The organism is Croceitalea dokdonensis DOKDO 023 (genome assembly GCF_001306415.1).
GTDB classification, from domain to species: domain Bacteria; phylum Bacteroidota; class Bacteroidia; order Flavobacteriales; family Flavobacteriaceae; genus Croceitalea; species Croceitalea dokdonensis.
The window spans coordinates 233,715-251,040 of record NZ_LDJX01000002.1; the positions used below are offsets into that span (position 1 = coordinate 233,715).

Consider the following 17,326-nt stretch of genomic DNA (forward strand, 5'->3'; position numbering starts at 1 on the left):
AGAAAAAAATAGAAAAAAATCAGACCACCTCAGCCACCACAAAAGTACTGCCCCCAACATAGATAATGTCCCCTTTATCCGCAGATTCCTTGGCGGCTTTAAGCCCTTTTTTTACGGAATCATATGTCTTTCCCCGAAGTTTTTGGGCAGCTGCCAAGTTTTTTAGGGACTTTAGGTCCATTCCACGGGGGACCTTGGGTTTTACAAAGTAATACGTGGCAGCCCGGGGAAACAAGGAAAGCAATTGTTCTACGTCCTTGTCATTAACAAAGCCTAGGACAACATGCAAGCTTTTAAATGGCTCATTTTTTAGCTGACGCAACACCTCTGAAAGCCCTTCCTTATTATGGGCCGTGTCACATATAATTTTTGGCTCCTCCGACAAGATTTGCCATCTTCCCAACAAGCCCGTATTTTTCACCACACCTTGCAACCCAAGCTTAAGCTGTTGCTCCGTAATTTGAAAACCTTTTAAATGTTTGATACACGTTACAACCCCTTTTATGTTCTTTTGTTGGTAGGCTCCCAGTAAATCCGTTTGATACTGTTGTTGGACCTCATCTTCTGCAAATACAATTTTGGCTCGTTTCTGCGTTGCGATAATGTTAAAGATGGGTGCTGTGGTTTTATGGTATTCACTGATAATTACGGGAACATTGGGCTTTATGATACCTGCTTTTTCCAGGGCAATTTTTTCCAAGGTATTTCCCAGAATGCTTTGGTGGTCATAGCCAATATTGGTAATTAAACAGATTTCCGGGGTGATGATATTGGTAGAGTCCAGACGACCACCAAGACCAACTTCCACCACCGCGATATCTACCTGCTGCCTGGCAAAATAAGTAAAGGCCATAGCCACGGTCATCTCAAAAAAAGACAAATGGTGAGAGGCAATATACTCCTGATGTTCTTGCACAAAATCCAACACGTAAGCCTTTGGCACTTTAGCTCCGTTGATTTTTATGCGTTCCCTAAAATCCTTTAAATGGGGAGAGGTATACAAGCCCACGGAATAACCTGCTTCTTGCAATACGGAAGACAACATATGGGAACAAGAACCTTTGCCATTGGTTCCCGCCACATGAATGCTCTTGAATTTATGCTGGGGATCATCTAGGTATGCAGTAAATTCCTGTATGGTTTCCAGCTTGCCACTATAGGCCTGTCTGCCTTTTTTTTGATACATGGGTAGTTGGGCAAACATCCATTGCAGCGTTTTCTTATAACCCACTACTGCCCAAGTTTAAAGTTGACCACCACATAGCCTATTTGTTGTGAAGGTGCATTGGAATCCAAGTTCCATTTGTGCATTAATGCGGTTTTTTTAGCAGGTTCCAACAAACATGGTGCATTGTTAGTGGTGCCCCTTACCCCGGGTTCGGCTTTGATTACCCTACCATTTCTATCTACTGTGATACGTACTACTACGCGTCCGTCTTGATTACATTCTTGTACCACCTTACCCTTACTTACCAGGGCCCTTCCATTGAGTCCATAACTACCTGTGCCGGTTCCACTTCCGGGATCACCGTAATAACTGGTTGCATAGGGATTACCTTGCGGGCTTCCCTTGTCTCCAGCTTGGGAATCATCACCCTCACTCCCGGATGCTGTTCCGTCAGATTTGCCTATACCGCCCATCATGGCATCAAGCTTTCTCTTTTTAGCCTCCTGCTCCTTACGTAGTTGTTCTGCTGCCTCCTGTTTTTGGCGTTCTTTTCGTTCGGCCTCGGCCTTTGCTTTTTGCTCGGCGGCTTCCGCTTTCCTTTTGGCTTCTTGTTGCTGTCTTATCCTAATAGATTCCTCACTTTCCTGCGTAAGTACCTTTTCCGTAGGTTGGGGCGTTGCCTCGGTCTCTTGTTTTGAAGTGGTTTCCGGAACTATATCCTCTTCTACCTGCCTTGTGCTTTCTGGTTCATTGGGCGGTTTGGGCAGATTTAATGGGGTAGATTTAATCCTTTCCTTGGGTTGTTGGCTTCCACTCCCAAATTCCATGGTACCAAAATTTATGGCAATACCATTTTCCTCTGGCGGGTCCATATAGGTTAACCCAATATAAAATAACAATAGCAATAGCACGCTTAACAGAAGTGTTGTAAGCGTAAAGGATTTTTTCTTGTGTCTCGTATTTAAGAAGGACATTATTTGGGCCGCACAGCCAAGATTACCTTATAGTTATTCTGGTTGGCTATGTCCATTACGTTTACTGCCTCTTTAATGGCAACGCTCTCTTCTGCCCTAAGAATAATGGTAGGTTTATCCTGACCTTCTAATGCTTTTTTTAATTCAATTTCAATGTATTCCGCGTTAATTTGTTGACTATTAACGTAGTATTTTAAATTCTTATCAATAGTTACCGATACGTTCTGGGTATTGGTAGACTTGCCTTTGGCTTTAGGAAGTAACAGATCTAAAGCGTTGGGAGCGTTTGCCGTTAGCATAAAAAACACCAACAACAAAAATACTATGTCCGTCATGGAGGACATACTAAAATCCGGACTTACCTTATTCCTACCCTTTAATTTCATAGTTCTCCAGACTAAATTGGCTCGTTCAGTAAATCTAAAAACTCCACGGCATTTGCCTCCATTTTATGAACCACCTTATCCGTCCTGTTCACCAAATGATTGTACCCTATGTACGCTATGATACCCACAATTAATCCTGCAACCGTCGTTGTCATTGCCGTGTAAATACCTGAGGCCAAAGAACCCATTTCTGCCTGGCCTCCACTGGTGGCCATTTGATGAAAGGCAAGTATCATCCCTATAACTGTCCCCAAAAACCCGATCATGGGGGCGGCACCGGCTACGGTTGCTAAAATGTTGACGTTTTTTTCAAGTTTATAGACCTCCAATGTGCCTGCATTTTCTATGGCGGTGTTAATGTCGTCCAAGGGTTTTCCTATGCGGGACACCCCTTTCTCGGTCAACCTGGCTACGGGCGAGTCCGTTTGGGCGCAAAGTAGTTTGGCGGCCTCCAACTTTCCATTCATGACATGGTCACGAATTTGGTTCATAAAATTCTTGTCAATTTTTGATGCGGCATTAATGGCAAAGGTGCGCTCAAAATAAATGTAGAGTGCCACAAACAAAAGGACAAAAAGCACCACTACAATAATAGTACTTGCAGCACCCCCGTTGAGCACTAAATCTACAACAGAAAGTGTCTTTTCTTCGGATAGTGTTTCCGCCAAATCTTCAGAAACCCCTTGGTCTTGAAATAAAATCATATGTTATCCCCAATTTGAATTGCTCATATAACGGAGATTTACCTATAAAATTATACGTTTAGGACTAAATCTCTAAGGGCTATAAAAACTAGTCCTCCCGCTATAAAACCAATAAAGGCCAACCAAGCAATTTTCTTTAAATACCAGAAGAAGTCAATTTTTTCCATACCCATGGCAACAACCCCAGCTGCAGAACCAATAATGAGCATACTACCACCTGTACCGGCGGAATAGGCAATAAAATGCCACAACGGACTATCCATGGGCTCGGAAAACATGCCCATACTTGCTGCAACCAAAGGAACATTGTCTATTACGGCAGAACCTATCCCCAAAAGCAATACCACAATATCTGTGTTGGGTATGGCCGTTTTAAGGACTTCAGCATAGTTAAAAAGGATACCCAAGGATTCCAAGGCGGCTACGGCCAACAGAATCCCCAAAAAGAAAAGAATACTGGGCAACTCTATTTTGGTTAAGGCCGCATGCACTGGACTGTGATGTGCAGACGCATGGTGCTCATCATCAATAGCGGAGCTAATGGCAAATTTGGCATTACTGTAAATTTCTGCAAAAGTTGCAACAACTGCCAAGGAAAGCATCATTCCCACATAGGGAGGCAAATGCGTAATGGTCTTGAAGAATGGCACAAATACAATGGCTCCCAAACCTAAATAAAGCATGGTGGCCCCGTATTTAGACTTGGATGGCTCTACCGTGCCATCGGGATCTAGTGCCAATTGTCCGGAGAAAGCTTTAAACCTACTGGCCACAATCGTTGGCACCACCATACATACCACCGAGGGAATAAAGACATGCAACACCAATTGGTAGGCACTTACCTTGTTCGCAATCCAAAGCATTGTTGTGGTCACGTCACCAATAGGGGACCAAGCCCCACCGGCATTGGCATTGATAATAATAAGGCCTGCGAACCACAACCGGGTCTCACGCTCTTTAATTACTTTCTGTAAAATGGTGACCAATACAATGGTAGCGGTAAGGTTATCAATAATGGCAGACAGTATAAACGCCAAAATGGAAAATAACCAAAGTAGTTTTCGCTTACTTTTTGTTTTGATGAAACCCTTTATAGTGGCAAAACCATCAAAATAATCTATAATCTCCACAATGGTCATTGCCCCTAAAAGAAATACCAAAATCTCAGCGGTCTTCCCTAAATGGTGCAATAACGTCTCCTCTACAAGGTGCATTTTTTCTTCATGTCCCATAAGGCCAAAGCCATCTATTAAGGCGTGTTTGGTAGAATCGAACCATGAATCAAAGCCATCAATACCAAAGGAAATCAACGCCCACAGAATGGCCATCATAGCCAAGGCAGGTATCAGTTTGTCAATTTTAAGATTATGCTCTAAGGTGATGGCCAAATATCCGGCCAAAAAGACAATGATCAATATAGTTTCCATGAATTAGTTGGTTTCGTTCTTACGTTGGAATTATTCCTTTCTCAAAAACATTGGACGCTAAATATAAGGATTAGGAAAATAACTCCCAATCTGCGTATCCTTTTTTGATGGATTTCACAATTGTTTCCATTCGTCCAATATTCTTAAACAATCCGCAACAAAGACTTATCTTTGCAATGGTTTTTTACTCAATTCTCAATTTTATGGATTTCACCCTTACAGAAGAGCAGCAAATGGTGCAACAGGCAGCAAAGGACTTTGCCCAAAACGAACTTTTACCAGGAATAATTGAACGTGACGACGCACAAGCGTTCCCAAAAGAACAGGTGAAAAAAATGGCCGAACTGGGATTTATGGGGATGATGGTGGATTCCAAATATGGTGGAAGCGGTTTGGACACCCTATCCTACGTGCTGGTGATGGAAGAACTTTCCAAAATTGACGCCTCTTCCTCGGTAATCGTTTCCGTTAACAATTCTTTGGTATGCTGGGGCTTGGAAACATTTGGTACGGAGGCCCAAAAGGAAAAATACCTCAGTAGGTTGGCAACCGGAGAAATCATTGGAGCCTTTTGCTTGTCTGAGCCAGAAGCCGGGAGCGACGCCACTTCCCAAAAAACCACCGCTATTGACAAAGGAGACCATTACCTTATTAATGGAACAAAAAACTGGATTACCAACGGCAATTCGGCAGAGGTATATTTGGTCATTGCACAGACCGATGTTGAAAAAGGCCACAAAGGAATCAATGCCCTTATCGTGGAAAAGGGGACAGATGGTTTTGAAATTGGCCCAAAAGAAAACAAAATGGGCATCAGGAGTAGCGATACACACTCCTTGTTGTTTAATGACGTTAAGGTACCCAAGGAAAATAGAATTGGTGAAGACGGTTTCGGGTTTAAATTTGCGATGAAAACGCTAGCGGGAGGCCGTATTGGCATTGCTGCACAAGCGCTTGGTATTGCAGCTGGTGCTTATGAGCTGGCTTTAAAGTATTCCAAAGAGCGTAAAGCGTTTGGCACGGAAATATGCAACCACCAAGCCATTGCGTTTAAACTGGCCGATATGCATACCAAAATCCAAGCCGCAAGGCATCTGGTATACCAAGCGGCTTGGGATAAGGATAACGGCAAGGATTATACCCTATCTGGTGCCATGGCTAAATTATACGCGGCGGAAACCGCTATGGAAGTAGCGACCGAAGCGGTACAAATCCACGGGGGCAATGGTTTTGTAAAAGACTATCATGTGGAGCGGCTGATGAGGGACGCAAAAATTACCCAGATTTACGAGGGAACCTCCGAAATTCAGAAAATTGTTATCTCAAGAAGCATTTTAAAAAACTAACCCCCACTTTTTATGGGGGTGTATGGTCAAAAAATTAGTTTTTTGCCAGAGATAGCCTCAAATTTCATGCTCTGGACGGGACTTAGCTACCTAAAGAACCCCTCTGGCTACCTCAAAAGCTTCCTATGAAACTTTTTAGGTAGGGTAATTACCATATCCTCAAAATGGACAATGGTTCATTTGTATAATGTAGTTTTTTTAACGCATTATCACTTTCCTTGTTATTTTTGTTGGATTGATTCATTTTCGTTGAATTATTATCATTGATTATGATATTTTTGAGTAAATGTCATAATTATGAAACCAGAAAAACAAGGTTTATACCTTCCAGAATTTGAGCACGACAACTGTGGTGCCGGTTTTATCTGCAGCCTTGAAGGAAAAAAGTCCAACGATATCATTCACAAGGCTTTGGAAATCCTTGATAAACTGGAGCATAGGGGCGCGGTAAGCTCCGACGGAAAAACGGGTGATGGTGCTGGAATACTTATCGACATTCCCCATGACTTCTTTAAAAACTCCTGTAGTTTTGAGCTACCAGAAGCTGGCACATATGCAGTAGGCAACGTATTCCTTCCCCAAAAGGAAAACCAAAGGGAGTTTTGTATCACCACTTTTGAAAACCACATTGAAGCGCAAGGCTTAAAATTATTGGGATGGCGCGATGTTCCAGTGGATAAGTCCGTGCCCGGAAGAATTGCAGCCGAAACGGAACCCTTTGTTAAACAGGTCTTCATTGCCCCAAAAGACTCCTTGGATTATTTTCAATTCAACCTAAAGCTATTTATTGCCAGAAAGGTTACCGAACATGAAATTATAGCGTCCAAACTCTCACAGAGCCAATTTTTTTATATTCCAAGCCTCTCACAAAAAATAATCATTTTTAAAGGCTTGTTGGTACCCATTGATATCAGCAGGTATTACACAGACCTTTTGGACCCTAGGGTGGTGACCAGACTTGCGCTGGTACACCAAAGATTTTCCACCAATACCTTTCCTACCTGGGATTTGGCACAACCATTTAGGTACATGTGCCATAATGGAGAAATTAATACCCTTAGGGGAAACATTGCCAGAATGCACTCCAGGGAAGAACTGTTGGCCAGCGATTGGTTTGGGGATGAAATCAAAACCATCCTACCTACCGTACTCCCAGGAAAATCAGATTCGGCCAGTATGGACATGGTGGTGGAGCTGCTGCTAATGACAGGCCGTTCGTTACCCGAGGTTATGATGATGCTTGTCCCGGAGGCTTGGGAAAAAAATCCAGAGATGTCCGAGAACAAAAGGGCATTTTATGAGTACAACTCATGTCTAATGGAACCTTGGGACGGCCCGGCATCCATACCTTTTACGGATGGCAACTATATTGGGGCTGTTTTGGATAGAAATGGCTTACGTCCTTCTAGGTACTCCGTGACCAAACAGGGCTACGTAATTATGTCTTCAGAAACGGGAGTAGTGGACATAGCCCCAGAGGATATTGAATACCATGGCCGGTTAGAACCTGGAAAAATGTTTTTGGTAAACATGGAAGAAGGGCGTATAGTTAACGACGAAGAGTTGAAGGAAACCATCGCCAAAAAACATCCCTACAAAAAATGGCTTAAGGACAACCTAGTGCACCTTAGGGATATTCCGTACAATGACTGTCCTGTGTTCTTTGGTGAATTTCCGTTGGAAACCAGACGTTGTGCCTTTGGTTATACCCAAGAAGACATTAACACCATTATCATGCCCATGGCCAAAACTGGCAAAGAACCCATTGGTTCCATGGGTTCAGACACGCCAATTGCAGTGTTGTCAGAGAGGCCACAGCTAATCTACAACTACTTTAAGCAGTTGTTTGCGCAGGTCACCAATCCACCCCTTGATGGAATTAGGGAAGAATTGATTACGGACATTAGCCTAACCTTGGGCAGCGACCATAACATTTTTGAATTTAATGAACTTCATTGCAGAAAGCTCAAAATTCAAAATCCGGTGATTTCCAAAGAAGATTTGGATAAAATTAAAAACTACGATGTAAGTCCAGATTATAAGGTAACCTCCATCTCTACCCTTTACGAAATTTCCAAAGGCCACAACGGATTGGAAGAGGCTTTGGCCTCTATTTTAAAACAAGCTTCCAATGCCGTGGATTCTGGCTCCAATATCATCATCCTTTCTGATAGGATGGTAAGTTTGGAAATGGCGGCGATACCTGCCTTGCTCTCTTGTTCCTATGTGAATAGTGGTCTGCGCAAACTGGGCAAACGATCTAGGCTAAGCATCATCATAGAATCCGCAGAACCCCGTGAAGTTCATCATTTTGCACTACTATTTGGTTTTGGCGCAAGTGCTATAAATCCTTACTTGGTCAATGAAATTATAGGTCAGCAAATAGAGGAAAACGACATCACCGATGTTTCTTTTGATGAGGCCATAAAAAACTACAATAAGGCGGTTGGCAAAGGTATCCTTAAGGTAATGAACAAAATAGGGATATCTACCCTAAATTCTTACCGTGGCTCCCAGTTGTTTGAGTGCATTGGCATTAATTCCAAGGTGGTAGAAACCTATTTCCCAAATACCCCTACGCGTATCCAAGGTATCGGACTTTATGAAATAGAGAAAGAAATAGCCAAAAGGCACCATAAGGCATTTGACCAAAAAACGGTGGACGCTTCGCTAGAGATGGAAATTGGTGGGGAATACCGCTGGAGAAGGGATGGAGAAAAGCATATGTTTAACCCGTTGAGCATTGCCAAGCTCCAAAAAGCGGTCCGGAGCAATGAGAAAACAACATATGCGGAATACGCACAGTTGGTAAATGAGCAATCCAAAAATTTGATGACCATCAGGGGCTTGTTTGAGTTTTCTAATTATGACCCTATTCCTTTGGAAGAGGTAGAACCATGGACAGAAATCGTCAAAAGATTCAAAACTGGTGCCATGTCCTATGGAAGTATCAGCAAGGAGGCCCATGAAAATCTTGCCATAGCCATGAACCGTATTGGAGGAAAGAGCAATTCTGGCGAAGGTGGGGAAGATGCAGAACGTTTTTATAAAAACCAGTCTGGCGATTGGAGAAATAGCGCTATCAAGCAAGTGGCATCCGGCCGCTTTGGCGTCACCTCCAACTATTTGACGAACGCACAGGAAATTCAAATAAAAATGGCGCAAGGAGCAAAGCCTGGTGAAGGGGGACAGCTCCCTGGGCCAAAGGTGAATCCAGATATCGCCAAGACCAGAAACTCAACTCCTTATGTTGGGTTGATTTCTCCCCCACCGCACCATGATATTTATTCTATTGAGGATTTGTCTCAGCTGATCTTTGATTTAAAATCTGCCAACCGGGAAGCTAGAATCAATGTAAAACTGGTTTCTGAAGTTGGTGTTGGTACCGTTGCAGCCGGTGTGGCCAAAGCCAAAGCAGATGTGGTGCTTATCTCCGGTTTTGACGGCGGTACGGGTGCATCGCCCCTTACCTCCTTAAAACATGCCGGACTCCCTTGGGAATTGGGTATTGCAGAAGCACAACAAACCTTGGTTTTAAATGACCTAAGAAATCGCATTGTCTTGGAATGTGACGGGCAATTAAAAACAGGCCGTGACGTTGCCGTTGCTTGTTTATTGGGGGCAGAAGAGTTTGGTTTTGCAACTGCGCCCTTAGTGGCCTCTGGATGTATTATGATGCGGGTTTGCCATTTAAATACTTGCCCCGTTGGTATCGCCACCCAAAATCCAGAATTGCGGAAAAAATTTAAGGGCAAACCAGAACATGTGGTGAACTATATGTATTTTGTAGCTCAAGAGCTACGGGAAATCATGGCTAAGCTTGGATTTAAGACCGTTGACGAAATGGTGGGGCAAGTTCAAAAGTTGGATAGAAAAAAAGCCATAGACCACTACAAGTCCGCTGGCATTGACCTTACCCCTATCCTATACCAAGTTGATGTTCCCGAGGGTACGAAATTCCATAACACGGAAAAACAAGAACATCATATAGAAGATTCCATTGAATTTGACATCATTGCAAAGGCGCATCCAGCCTTATTTAGAAAGGAGAAAACAACCTTGGATTTTCCCATCCACAATACGGACAGGGCGGTTGGTGCTATTATTAGTAACGAAATTTCAAAAATCTATGGCGCAGACGGTCTTCCGGAAAACACGCTGAAATTAAATTTCACGGGCGCAGCCGGACAGAGTTTTGGAGCTTTCGCCACCAAAGGACTCACCATGATAGTCAATGGCAACACCAATGATTACCTTGGCAAGGGCTTGTCCGGAGCAAAACTTGTGATAAAAGTGCCTGGAAAGTCCACCATACAGCCAGAAGAAAACGTCATTACCGGAAATGTTACGCTTTACGGCGCCACCTCTGGGGAGGCATACATTAACGGAAAAGCCGGAGAACGGTTCTGTGTCAGAAATTCCGGTGCTAAGGCGGTTGTAGAAGGAATTGGGGACCATGGCTGTGAGTATATGACAGGAGGGGTCGCCGTAATCCTTGGAGAGGTCGGTAGAAATTTTGGTGCAGGAATGAGCGGCGGAATTGCGTATGTGTTCGACAAGAACAATACCTTTAAGAACCATTGCAACACAGAGTCTTTAAATCTTTTAAAGGTAGAGGAGGATTATGATATCAAAGAGCTAAGAGCGCTTATAGAGAACCACTACAACACCACCATGAGCCCATTGGCGCAGCGTATTCTTGAGGATTGGGAAAATTGCCTTCCAAGGTTCGTTAAAGTGTTCCCAGAGGAATACAGACAAGCACTGATACGCTTGGAAAGTGAAAAAATTGAAGTGGCCTAATGGTTACAGAAACGTTTTGGGTGTAAGGATTGACAAATTGTAATAGGTGAAGCAACAAGCCAATAAAACAAATACGTGTTGCCTTCAACTAAACATTGAAAAAACAGGCCAGATGGACAATTGGGCGGTTAATCAAAATTATTAGAGCAAGATCATGGGAAAAGTAACAGGATTTTTAGAGTTTGAACGTAAGGACGAGGCCTACATCGCCCCAGAGGAACGGGTAAAAAACTACAAGGAGTTTACCAAACCACTAAAGGAAAAAGAACTTAAAGAACAAGGTGCCCGTTGTATGGATTGTGGTATTCCGTTTTGCCACAGTGGCTGCCCTTTGGGTAATCTAATTCCAGATTTTAATGATGCGGTTTATAAGGGCAAATGGGAAAAAGCGACCAAAATATTGCACGCTACCAATAATTTTCCAGAATTTACGGGAAGGTTGTGTCCTGCGCCTTGTGAGGAAGCTTGCGTTCTAGGAATTAATGAAGATCCAGTTTCCATAGAAAATATTGAAAAAAATATTGTGGAAACCGCCTTCAAAAACGGATGGATACAACCTAACCCACCGTTGAACAGAACTGATAAGAAGATAGCCATAATAGGATCTGGACCAGCTGGCCTTGCCGCAGCCCAACAATTAAACAGGGCCGGACACCTAGTTACCGTATTTGAACGGGACGAAAAAGCCGGGGGTCTTTTGCGGTATGGCATTCCAGATTTTAAGATGGAAAAGGAAGTTATTGACAGACGATTACAGGTACTTGCCGCAGAAGGAATTCGTTTTAAAACCGGAATTCATGTAGGTAAGGATATCACCGCTGAAGAGTTGCAAAAAGAATACGATGCCATTGTGCTTTGTGGTGGTGCAACCGTGAGGAGAGCGTTACCCATCCCGGGCTCTGACCTCAAAGGAGTGGTGCAGGCCATGGACTTTTTACCGCAAAACAATCGTAGGGTTGCGGGTCAAAAAAACTTAGGGGAAGAAATACTGGCAACCGATAAAGACGTGGTGGTGATAGGCGGCGGTGATACTGGATCTGATTGTATAGGAACCTCCATTAGACAAGGAGCAACTTCTGTATCCAATTTTGAAATTATGCCAATGGCCACAACAGAACGTCCAGAAAACCAGCCATGGCCCTTTTGGCCCATGCGTTTACGCACCAGCTCTTCACACAAAGAAGGCGCGGAACGTTTTTTTAGTATTTCTACAAAAAAGTTTTTGGGCGATGAGAATGGAAATCTAAAGAGTTTGATAACCACGGAGGTTGAATGGGAGCAAATACCTGGAAAACGTCCTGTTTTAAGGGAAATACCGGGCACCGAAAAAGAGTGGAAGTGTGAATTGGCATTGCTGGCCTTGGGTTTTACAGGTTCAGAAACTACATTAGCTCAACAATTTGGACTGGAGATGGACACAAGGACCAATATAAAAGCATCAGAAAAGAATTATGCCACTAATGTAGATGGGGTTTTTGTGGCAGGAGATCAAAGGCGAGGACAATCACTGATTGTTTGGGCCATTTCCGAAGGAAGGCAAGCCGCACACCATGTTGATGCCTATTTGATGGGAACATCAAAACTTCCCTTAAAAGGAGATGGTGATTTGCCCAGAGTGTAAGCACCGTTGACTTTCTTTCATAAGCAAATCAACCAGTACGAAATGCTACCAATTGTAAAGAAGCATAATTACACTTGGCAACTTGTACCGCCAAAATTGAACACTAAGCAATTGCTATCCTAATATGCCCAAGGTTGTCCTGTTGCATTTGCCAGTTTATTGATTACCGATATCCATGTGTAAACTAAAAAACCCCTTTACAAAAGTAAAGGGGTTTTTGAGGAAGGCGGCGACCTACTCTCCCACTTGGTGTAGCAGTACCATCGGCGCTAAAGGGCTTAACTTCCCTGTTCGGAATGGGGAGGGCGGTTTAGAATCATCTCTTTGCAAAACCAAAATCTAGCTATCCATAAAAAATAGGATTAACAATGGCTATACATAGAATAAGGGGATATCCTTTAGGTTAATCCCAAAGCCTATACGACAAGCTTAAATTAATACCCGTATAACTGGTATCCCAAAGCCCTACTGGCAGTGAGGATTGAGCAGTAAAAAAGTGAGCGCGCAAACCCACTCTGTTCATTTCTACACCAGTTCCAAAATGGATTCCGATGTGATTCTGAACTGGGGAGCCTAATCTTTTTTCGAAAGTCAAAAATGCGTTATTAAAATTGTTTAACCTTAGTCCCAGTTCAAAGAATAATGTATTTTTTTTATTAAAATAAAAATAATGACGACCTGCAAGCCCTGCGCTGATATTGGACCCTAAATCCAAAGTCGCTACATCATCATCCTTTGGAGTATTTTCAGTTAATGAAGTAAACTCCTCATAGTTTAAAGTTGAAATAAAAGACCATTTATTTTTCAAACCACTAAAAAAATATTCCCCTTCAATACCCAAACTCACATTAGGTTTCAATACATAACTTACATCTGCTCGATCACTATCTGGTTGGTCTGCCTTAAAATTAGCGAATGAAGTACCAAGAAGTAATTTTAAATTAAAACCTCTACCAACATCCTTACTGCTATAGATTTTACTTGGTTTGCCCTGACATTCGTTATACTTCTCGAAAAACAATAGTAGTTCTTTCTGGTCGTAGGCTACTTGCTCATATTCTTTTAATGATATGGCCTCACAATAAACCAATTGAATTAATTGATTCTTGTACTCGTTATTTTTTTGTACGGACCTTTGGTTTGCACTATATTCAAAATACACCAGTTGCTTAATCCCATCACTTAATTTTGATTTGAAAAAATAAATCTCTTTCGCTCCCTTTGGTTTGTAGCTAAAAAGATTTCCTTCATCGCTTTCTAAAAGAACACGTAATACCAAGTTTACTGCTTTATACTTGGGAATACCGTCTGTAGTTGATTCAGAGTTTAGAGCCAGCTCCACTGTTTCCCTTATGTATTTAGGACCGTCATGTATTGCTAACTCCTTAATTGAGCTTTTTAAAATTTTCTCAGTCACATCACTATCTTCATCCTTTTTGTATACAATAATATCCGCCATATGATCACTTCTAAACCCCTTGACCATACAGTCCGTTCGTTGCCCCGTATTATCAACAAAGTATCCCTTTTTAAATTGAAGTTGCGCAGTTAAGGACAAGCACATAAAAAAAACAAAAACTGTGGTAAAATAAGTAGTATGCATTAAAATAATTTTAGACTTTCAAAATAGGCAAAAAGAATTATCCAGTTCCCAAGGATTCTTTTAAAGTAGTTTGGAAAAGAGCAAAAAAAAACCCCTTTACAAAAGTAAAGGGGTTTTGAGGAAGGCGGCGACCTACTCTCCCACTTGGTGTAGCAGTACCATCGGCGCTAACGGGCTTAACTTCCCTGTTCGGAATGGGGAGGGGTGGGCCCCGTTGCCATGGCCACCTAAATTTTGGGTCGTCCGTTGTTGGTACTTGGTCGTTGGATTTTCCGACCACCAAGAACCATCAACTATCGACCGCAGCATAGCTGCAATATTGTTGACATAATAAAGGGACGTCGCGTTTTCGCGAAGCTGTTGAAAGAAGGTACTTGAAGTGGTGGAAGGTGGTACGACCGCCCTTGGAAGCTGCAAGGAACTTCCGAGGGGCGTGTGCAAGCATACGGACAATTAGTACCGCTCGGCTGCGTACATTGCTGCACTTGCACCTACGGCCTATCAACGTGGTCATCTCCCACGGTCCTTTAAAGAAATCCCATCTTGCGGCGGGTTTCGCGCTTATATGCTTTCAGCGCTTATCCCATCCCGACATAGCTACCCAGCGATGCATCTGGCGATACAACTGGTGCACCAGCGGTCGGTCCAACCCGGTCCTCTCGTACTAGGGTCAGATCCGCTCAAATTTCTAACGCCCGCAGTAGATAGAGACCGAACTGTCTCACGACGTTCTGAACCCAGCTCGCGTGCCACTTTAATGGGCGAACAGCCCAACCCTTGGGACCTTCTCCAGCCCCAGGATGTGACGAGCCGACATCGAGGTGCCAAACCCCCCCGTCGATATGAGCTCTTGGGGGAGATCAGCCTGTTATCCCCGGCGTACCTTTTATCCTTTGAGCGATGGCCCTTCCATGCGGAACCACCGGATCACTATGCTCTAGTTTCCTACCTGTTCGACCTGTATGTCTCACAGTCAAGCGCCCTTGTGCCATTGCACTCTGCACACGATTGCCAACCGTATTGAGGGCACCTTTAGAAGCCTCCGTTACTCTTTTGGAGGCGACCACCCCAGTCAAACTACCCACCACGCACTGTCCCCTTTTGCAAGGGTTAGGCCCCGATCAAACAAAGGCTGGTATTTCAACAATGGCTCCACCACGCCTGGCGACGCAGCTTCAAAGCCTCCCAGCTATCCTACACATTGTTTGACCAAGGTCAATACGAAGCTATAGTAAAGGTGCACGGGGTCTTTTCGTCCCACTGCGGGTAACCGGCATCTTCACCGATACTACAATTTCACCGAGCTCATGGCCGAGACAGTGTCCAGATCGTTGCACCATTCGTGCAGGTCGGAACTTACCCGACAAGGAATTTCGCTACCTTAGGACCGTTATAGTTACGGCCGCCGTTTACCGGGGCTTCAGTTCAATGCTTCACCTTACGGATAACATCTCCCTTTAACCTTCCGGCACCGGGCAGGTGTCAGGCCATATACGTCTTCTTTCGAATTGGCATAGCCCTGTGTTTTTGATAAACAGTCGCCTGGACCTCTTCACTGCGGCCCCCCCAAAGGGGGGCGACCCTTCTCCCGAAGTTACGGGTCTATTTTGCCTAGTTCCTTAGCCATGAATCTCTCGAGCGCCTTAGAATACTCATCCCAACCACCTGTGTCGGTTTACGGTACGGGCTGCAATAATCGCTTTTCTTGGAGGCATCTACGCTGGATTGTCACCGCGGCCGTGGCCTTGGTGTACTATCCCCCGATCTCCCGGGGTTCAACGTGCTATTCCGTCAGCACGCACCAACTCCGATGCCCCGTCACTTTTAATATATTGCAGGTACGGGAATATTAACCCGTTGTCCATCCACTGTCCCTTTCGGGTTCGCGTTAGGTCCCGACTGACCCCCAGCTGATTAGCATAGCTGGGGAAACCTTGGTCTTTCGGCGTGCGGGTTTCTCGCCCGCATTATCGTTACTTATGCCTACATTTTCGTTTGTAGCTCCTCCAGCATCCCTCGCAGGTACACCTTCAGCGGCACTACAATGCTCCCCTACCCCTTATACTCGCGTATAAGGCCATGGCTTCGGTAATGTGCTTATGCCCGATCATTATCCATGCGGAACCGCTCGACCAGTGAGCTGTTACGCACTCTTTAAATGAATGGCTGCTTCCAAGCCAACATCCTGGCTGTCTGTGCAGTTCCACCGCGTTTTGTCAACTTAGCACATATTTGGGGACCTTAGCCGATGGTCCGGGTTCTTTCCCTCTCGGACATGGACCTTAGCACCCATGCCCTCACTGCTGATCATCATTTTATAGCATTCGGAGTTTGTCAGGAATTGGTAGGCGGTGAAGCCCCCGCATCCAATCAGTAGCTCTACCTCTATAAAACTAAATCAACGCTGCACCTAAATGCATTTCGGGGAGTACGAGCTATTTCCGAGCTTGATTGGCCTTTCACCCCTACCCACAGGTCATCCCAAGACTTTTCAACGTCAACGGGTTCGGTCCTCCACAGTGTGTTACCACTGCTTCAACCTGCCCATGGGTAGATCGCACGGTTTCGCGTCTACTACTACCAACTATGGCGCCCTGTTCAGACTCGCTTTCGCTACGGCTCCGGTGCTGAACACCTTAACCTTGCTGGTAAAAGTAACTCGTAGGCTCATTATGCAAAAGGCACGCCGTCACCCATATGGGCTCCGACCGCTTGTAGGCGTATGGTTTCAGGATCTCTTTCACTCCGTTATTCACGGTTCTTTTCACCTTTCCCTCACGGTACTGGTTCACTATCGGTCTCTCAGGAGTATTTAGCCTTGACGGATGGTCCCGCCAGATTCACACAGGGTTTCACGTGCCCCGCGCTACTCAGGATACCACTATCTTTTATACGCCTTGCCTATACCGGGCTATCACCGTCTATGGCCACTCTTTCCAAAGTGTTCTAGTTCGTTGTACAAAGAATGTCGTGGTCCTACAACCCCAATGTTGCCGAAACAACATTGGTTTGGGCTAATCCGCTTTCGCTCGCCACTACTCACGGAATCACTTTTGTTTTCTCTTCCTCCGCCTACTTAGATGTTTCAGTTCAGCGGGTTCGCCTCCTTGCGGATGACATGCCTTCAACATGCCGGGTTGCCCCATTCGGATATCCACGGATCAACACTTGTGTGCAGTTCCCCGTGGCTTTTCGCAGCTTATCACGTCCTTCTTCGCCTCTGAGAGCCTAGGCATTCCCCATACGCCCTTTTTTTGCTTGTCACACTTCCCATCCTAAAATGGGAGTGCCCTC

At 44.4% G+C, this 17,326-nt stretch carries 9 protein-coding genes and 3 rRNA genes; 3 read left to right on the forward strand and 9 right to left on the reverse strand.

Features of this window, described 5'->3' with window-relative positions; all coding sequences use genetic code 11:
- Positions 1–19: 19 nt before the first annotated feature.
- The 5 genes from I595_RS04595 to nhaD are packed head-to-tail and all read right to left on the reverse strand — an operon-like array spanning position 20 to position 4,659.
- Positions 20–1,231 (reverse strand): bifunctional folylpolyglutamate synthase/dihydrofolate synthase, encoded by a 1,212-nt coding sequence (locus I595_RS04595; RefSeq protein ID WP_054558225.1) that lies wholly within the window; start codon positions 1,229–1,231, stop codon positions 20–22.
- Complete coding sequence (locus tag I595_RS04600; protein ID WP_054558226.1) at positions 1,231–2,142, reverse strand: energy transducer TonB; 912 nt, start codon at positions 2,140–2,142, stop codon at positions 1,231–1,233. The genes I595_RS04595 and I595_RS04600 overlap by 1 nt, the downstream gene beginning before the upstream one ends.
- Positions 2,142–2,528 carry an ExbD/TolR family protein gene (locus I595_RS04605; protein WP_054558227.1) on the reverse strand — a complete coding sequence of 129 codons (387 nt, stop codon included), beginning with the start codon at positions 2,526–2,528 and terminating at the stop codon, positions 2,142–2,144. Before I595_RS04605 ends, I595_RS04600 begins: the two co-directional genes overlap by 1 nt.
- An 11-nt stretch (positions 2,529–2,539) precedes the next feature.
- Complete coding sequence (locus I595_RS04610) at positions 2,540–3,232, reverse strand: MotA/TolQ/ExbB proton channel family protein (protein WP_054558228.1); 693 nt, start codon at positions 3,230–3,232, stop codon at positions 2,540–2,542.
- Positions 3,233–3,282: 50 nt separating this feature from the next.
- A complete protein-coding gene (gene nhaD / locus I595_RS04615) occupies positions 3,283–4,659 on the reverse strand; it encodes a sodium:proton antiporter NhaD (protein WP_054558229.1) in 1,377 nt (458 codons plus the stop codon).
- A 203-nt stretch (positions 4,660–4,862) separates the two neighbouring features.
- Here nhaD and I595_RS04620 point away from each other — a divergent pair, with 203 nt between their 5' ends.
- The 3 genes from I595_RS04620 (at position 4,863) to I595_RS04630 (ending at position 12,429) form a co-directional block, all read left to right on the forward strand.
- Complete coding sequence (locus tag I595_RS04620) at positions 4,863–6,005, forward strand: acyl-CoA dehydrogenase (protein WP_054558672.1); 1,143 nt, start codon at positions 4,863–4,865, stop codon at positions 6,003–6,005.
- Positions 6,006–6,302: 297 nt separating this feature from the next.
- Positions 6,303–10,808 (forward strand): glutamate synthase large subunit, encoded by a 4,506-nt coding sequence (gltB, locus tag I595_RS04625; protein ID WP_054558230.1) that lies wholly within the window; start codon positions 6,303–6,305, stop codon positions 10,806–10,808.
- A 154-nt stretch (positions 10,809–10,962) separates the two neighbouring features.
- Positions 10,963–12,429, forward strand: coding sequence for a glutamate synthase subunit beta (locus I595_RS04630; protein ID WP_054558231.1), 1,467 nt, complete (start codon positions 10,963–10,965; stop codon positions 12,427–12,429).
- Positions 12,430–12,650: 221 nt separating this feature from the next.
- Here the strand turns inward: I595_RS04630 and rrf (I595_RS17850) are convergent.
- From rrf (I595_RS17850) to I595_RS04645, 4 genes are all read right to left on the reverse strand, one after another.
- Positions 12,651–12,769: ribosomal RNA gene (rrf, locus tag I595_RS17850) — 5S ribosomal RNA — on the reverse strand.
- A 63-nt stretch (positions 12,770–12,832) separates the two neighbouring features.
- Positions 12,833–14,032: a hypothetical protein gene (locus I595_RS04635; protein WP_054558232.1), complete on the reverse strand. Its 1,200-nt coding sequence runs from the start codon at positions 14,030–14,032 to the stop codon at positions 12,833–12,835.
- A gap of 119 nt (positions 14,033–14,151) precedes the next feature.
- A 5S ribosomal RNA gene (rrf, locus tag I595_RS04640) occupies positions 14,152–14,263 on the reverse strand.
- 202 nt (positions 14,264–14,465) lie between these two features.
- A 23S ribosomal RNA gene (locus tag I595_RS04645) occupies positions 14,466–17,297 on the reverse strand.
- Positions 17,298–17,326: the final 29 nt, after the last annotated feature.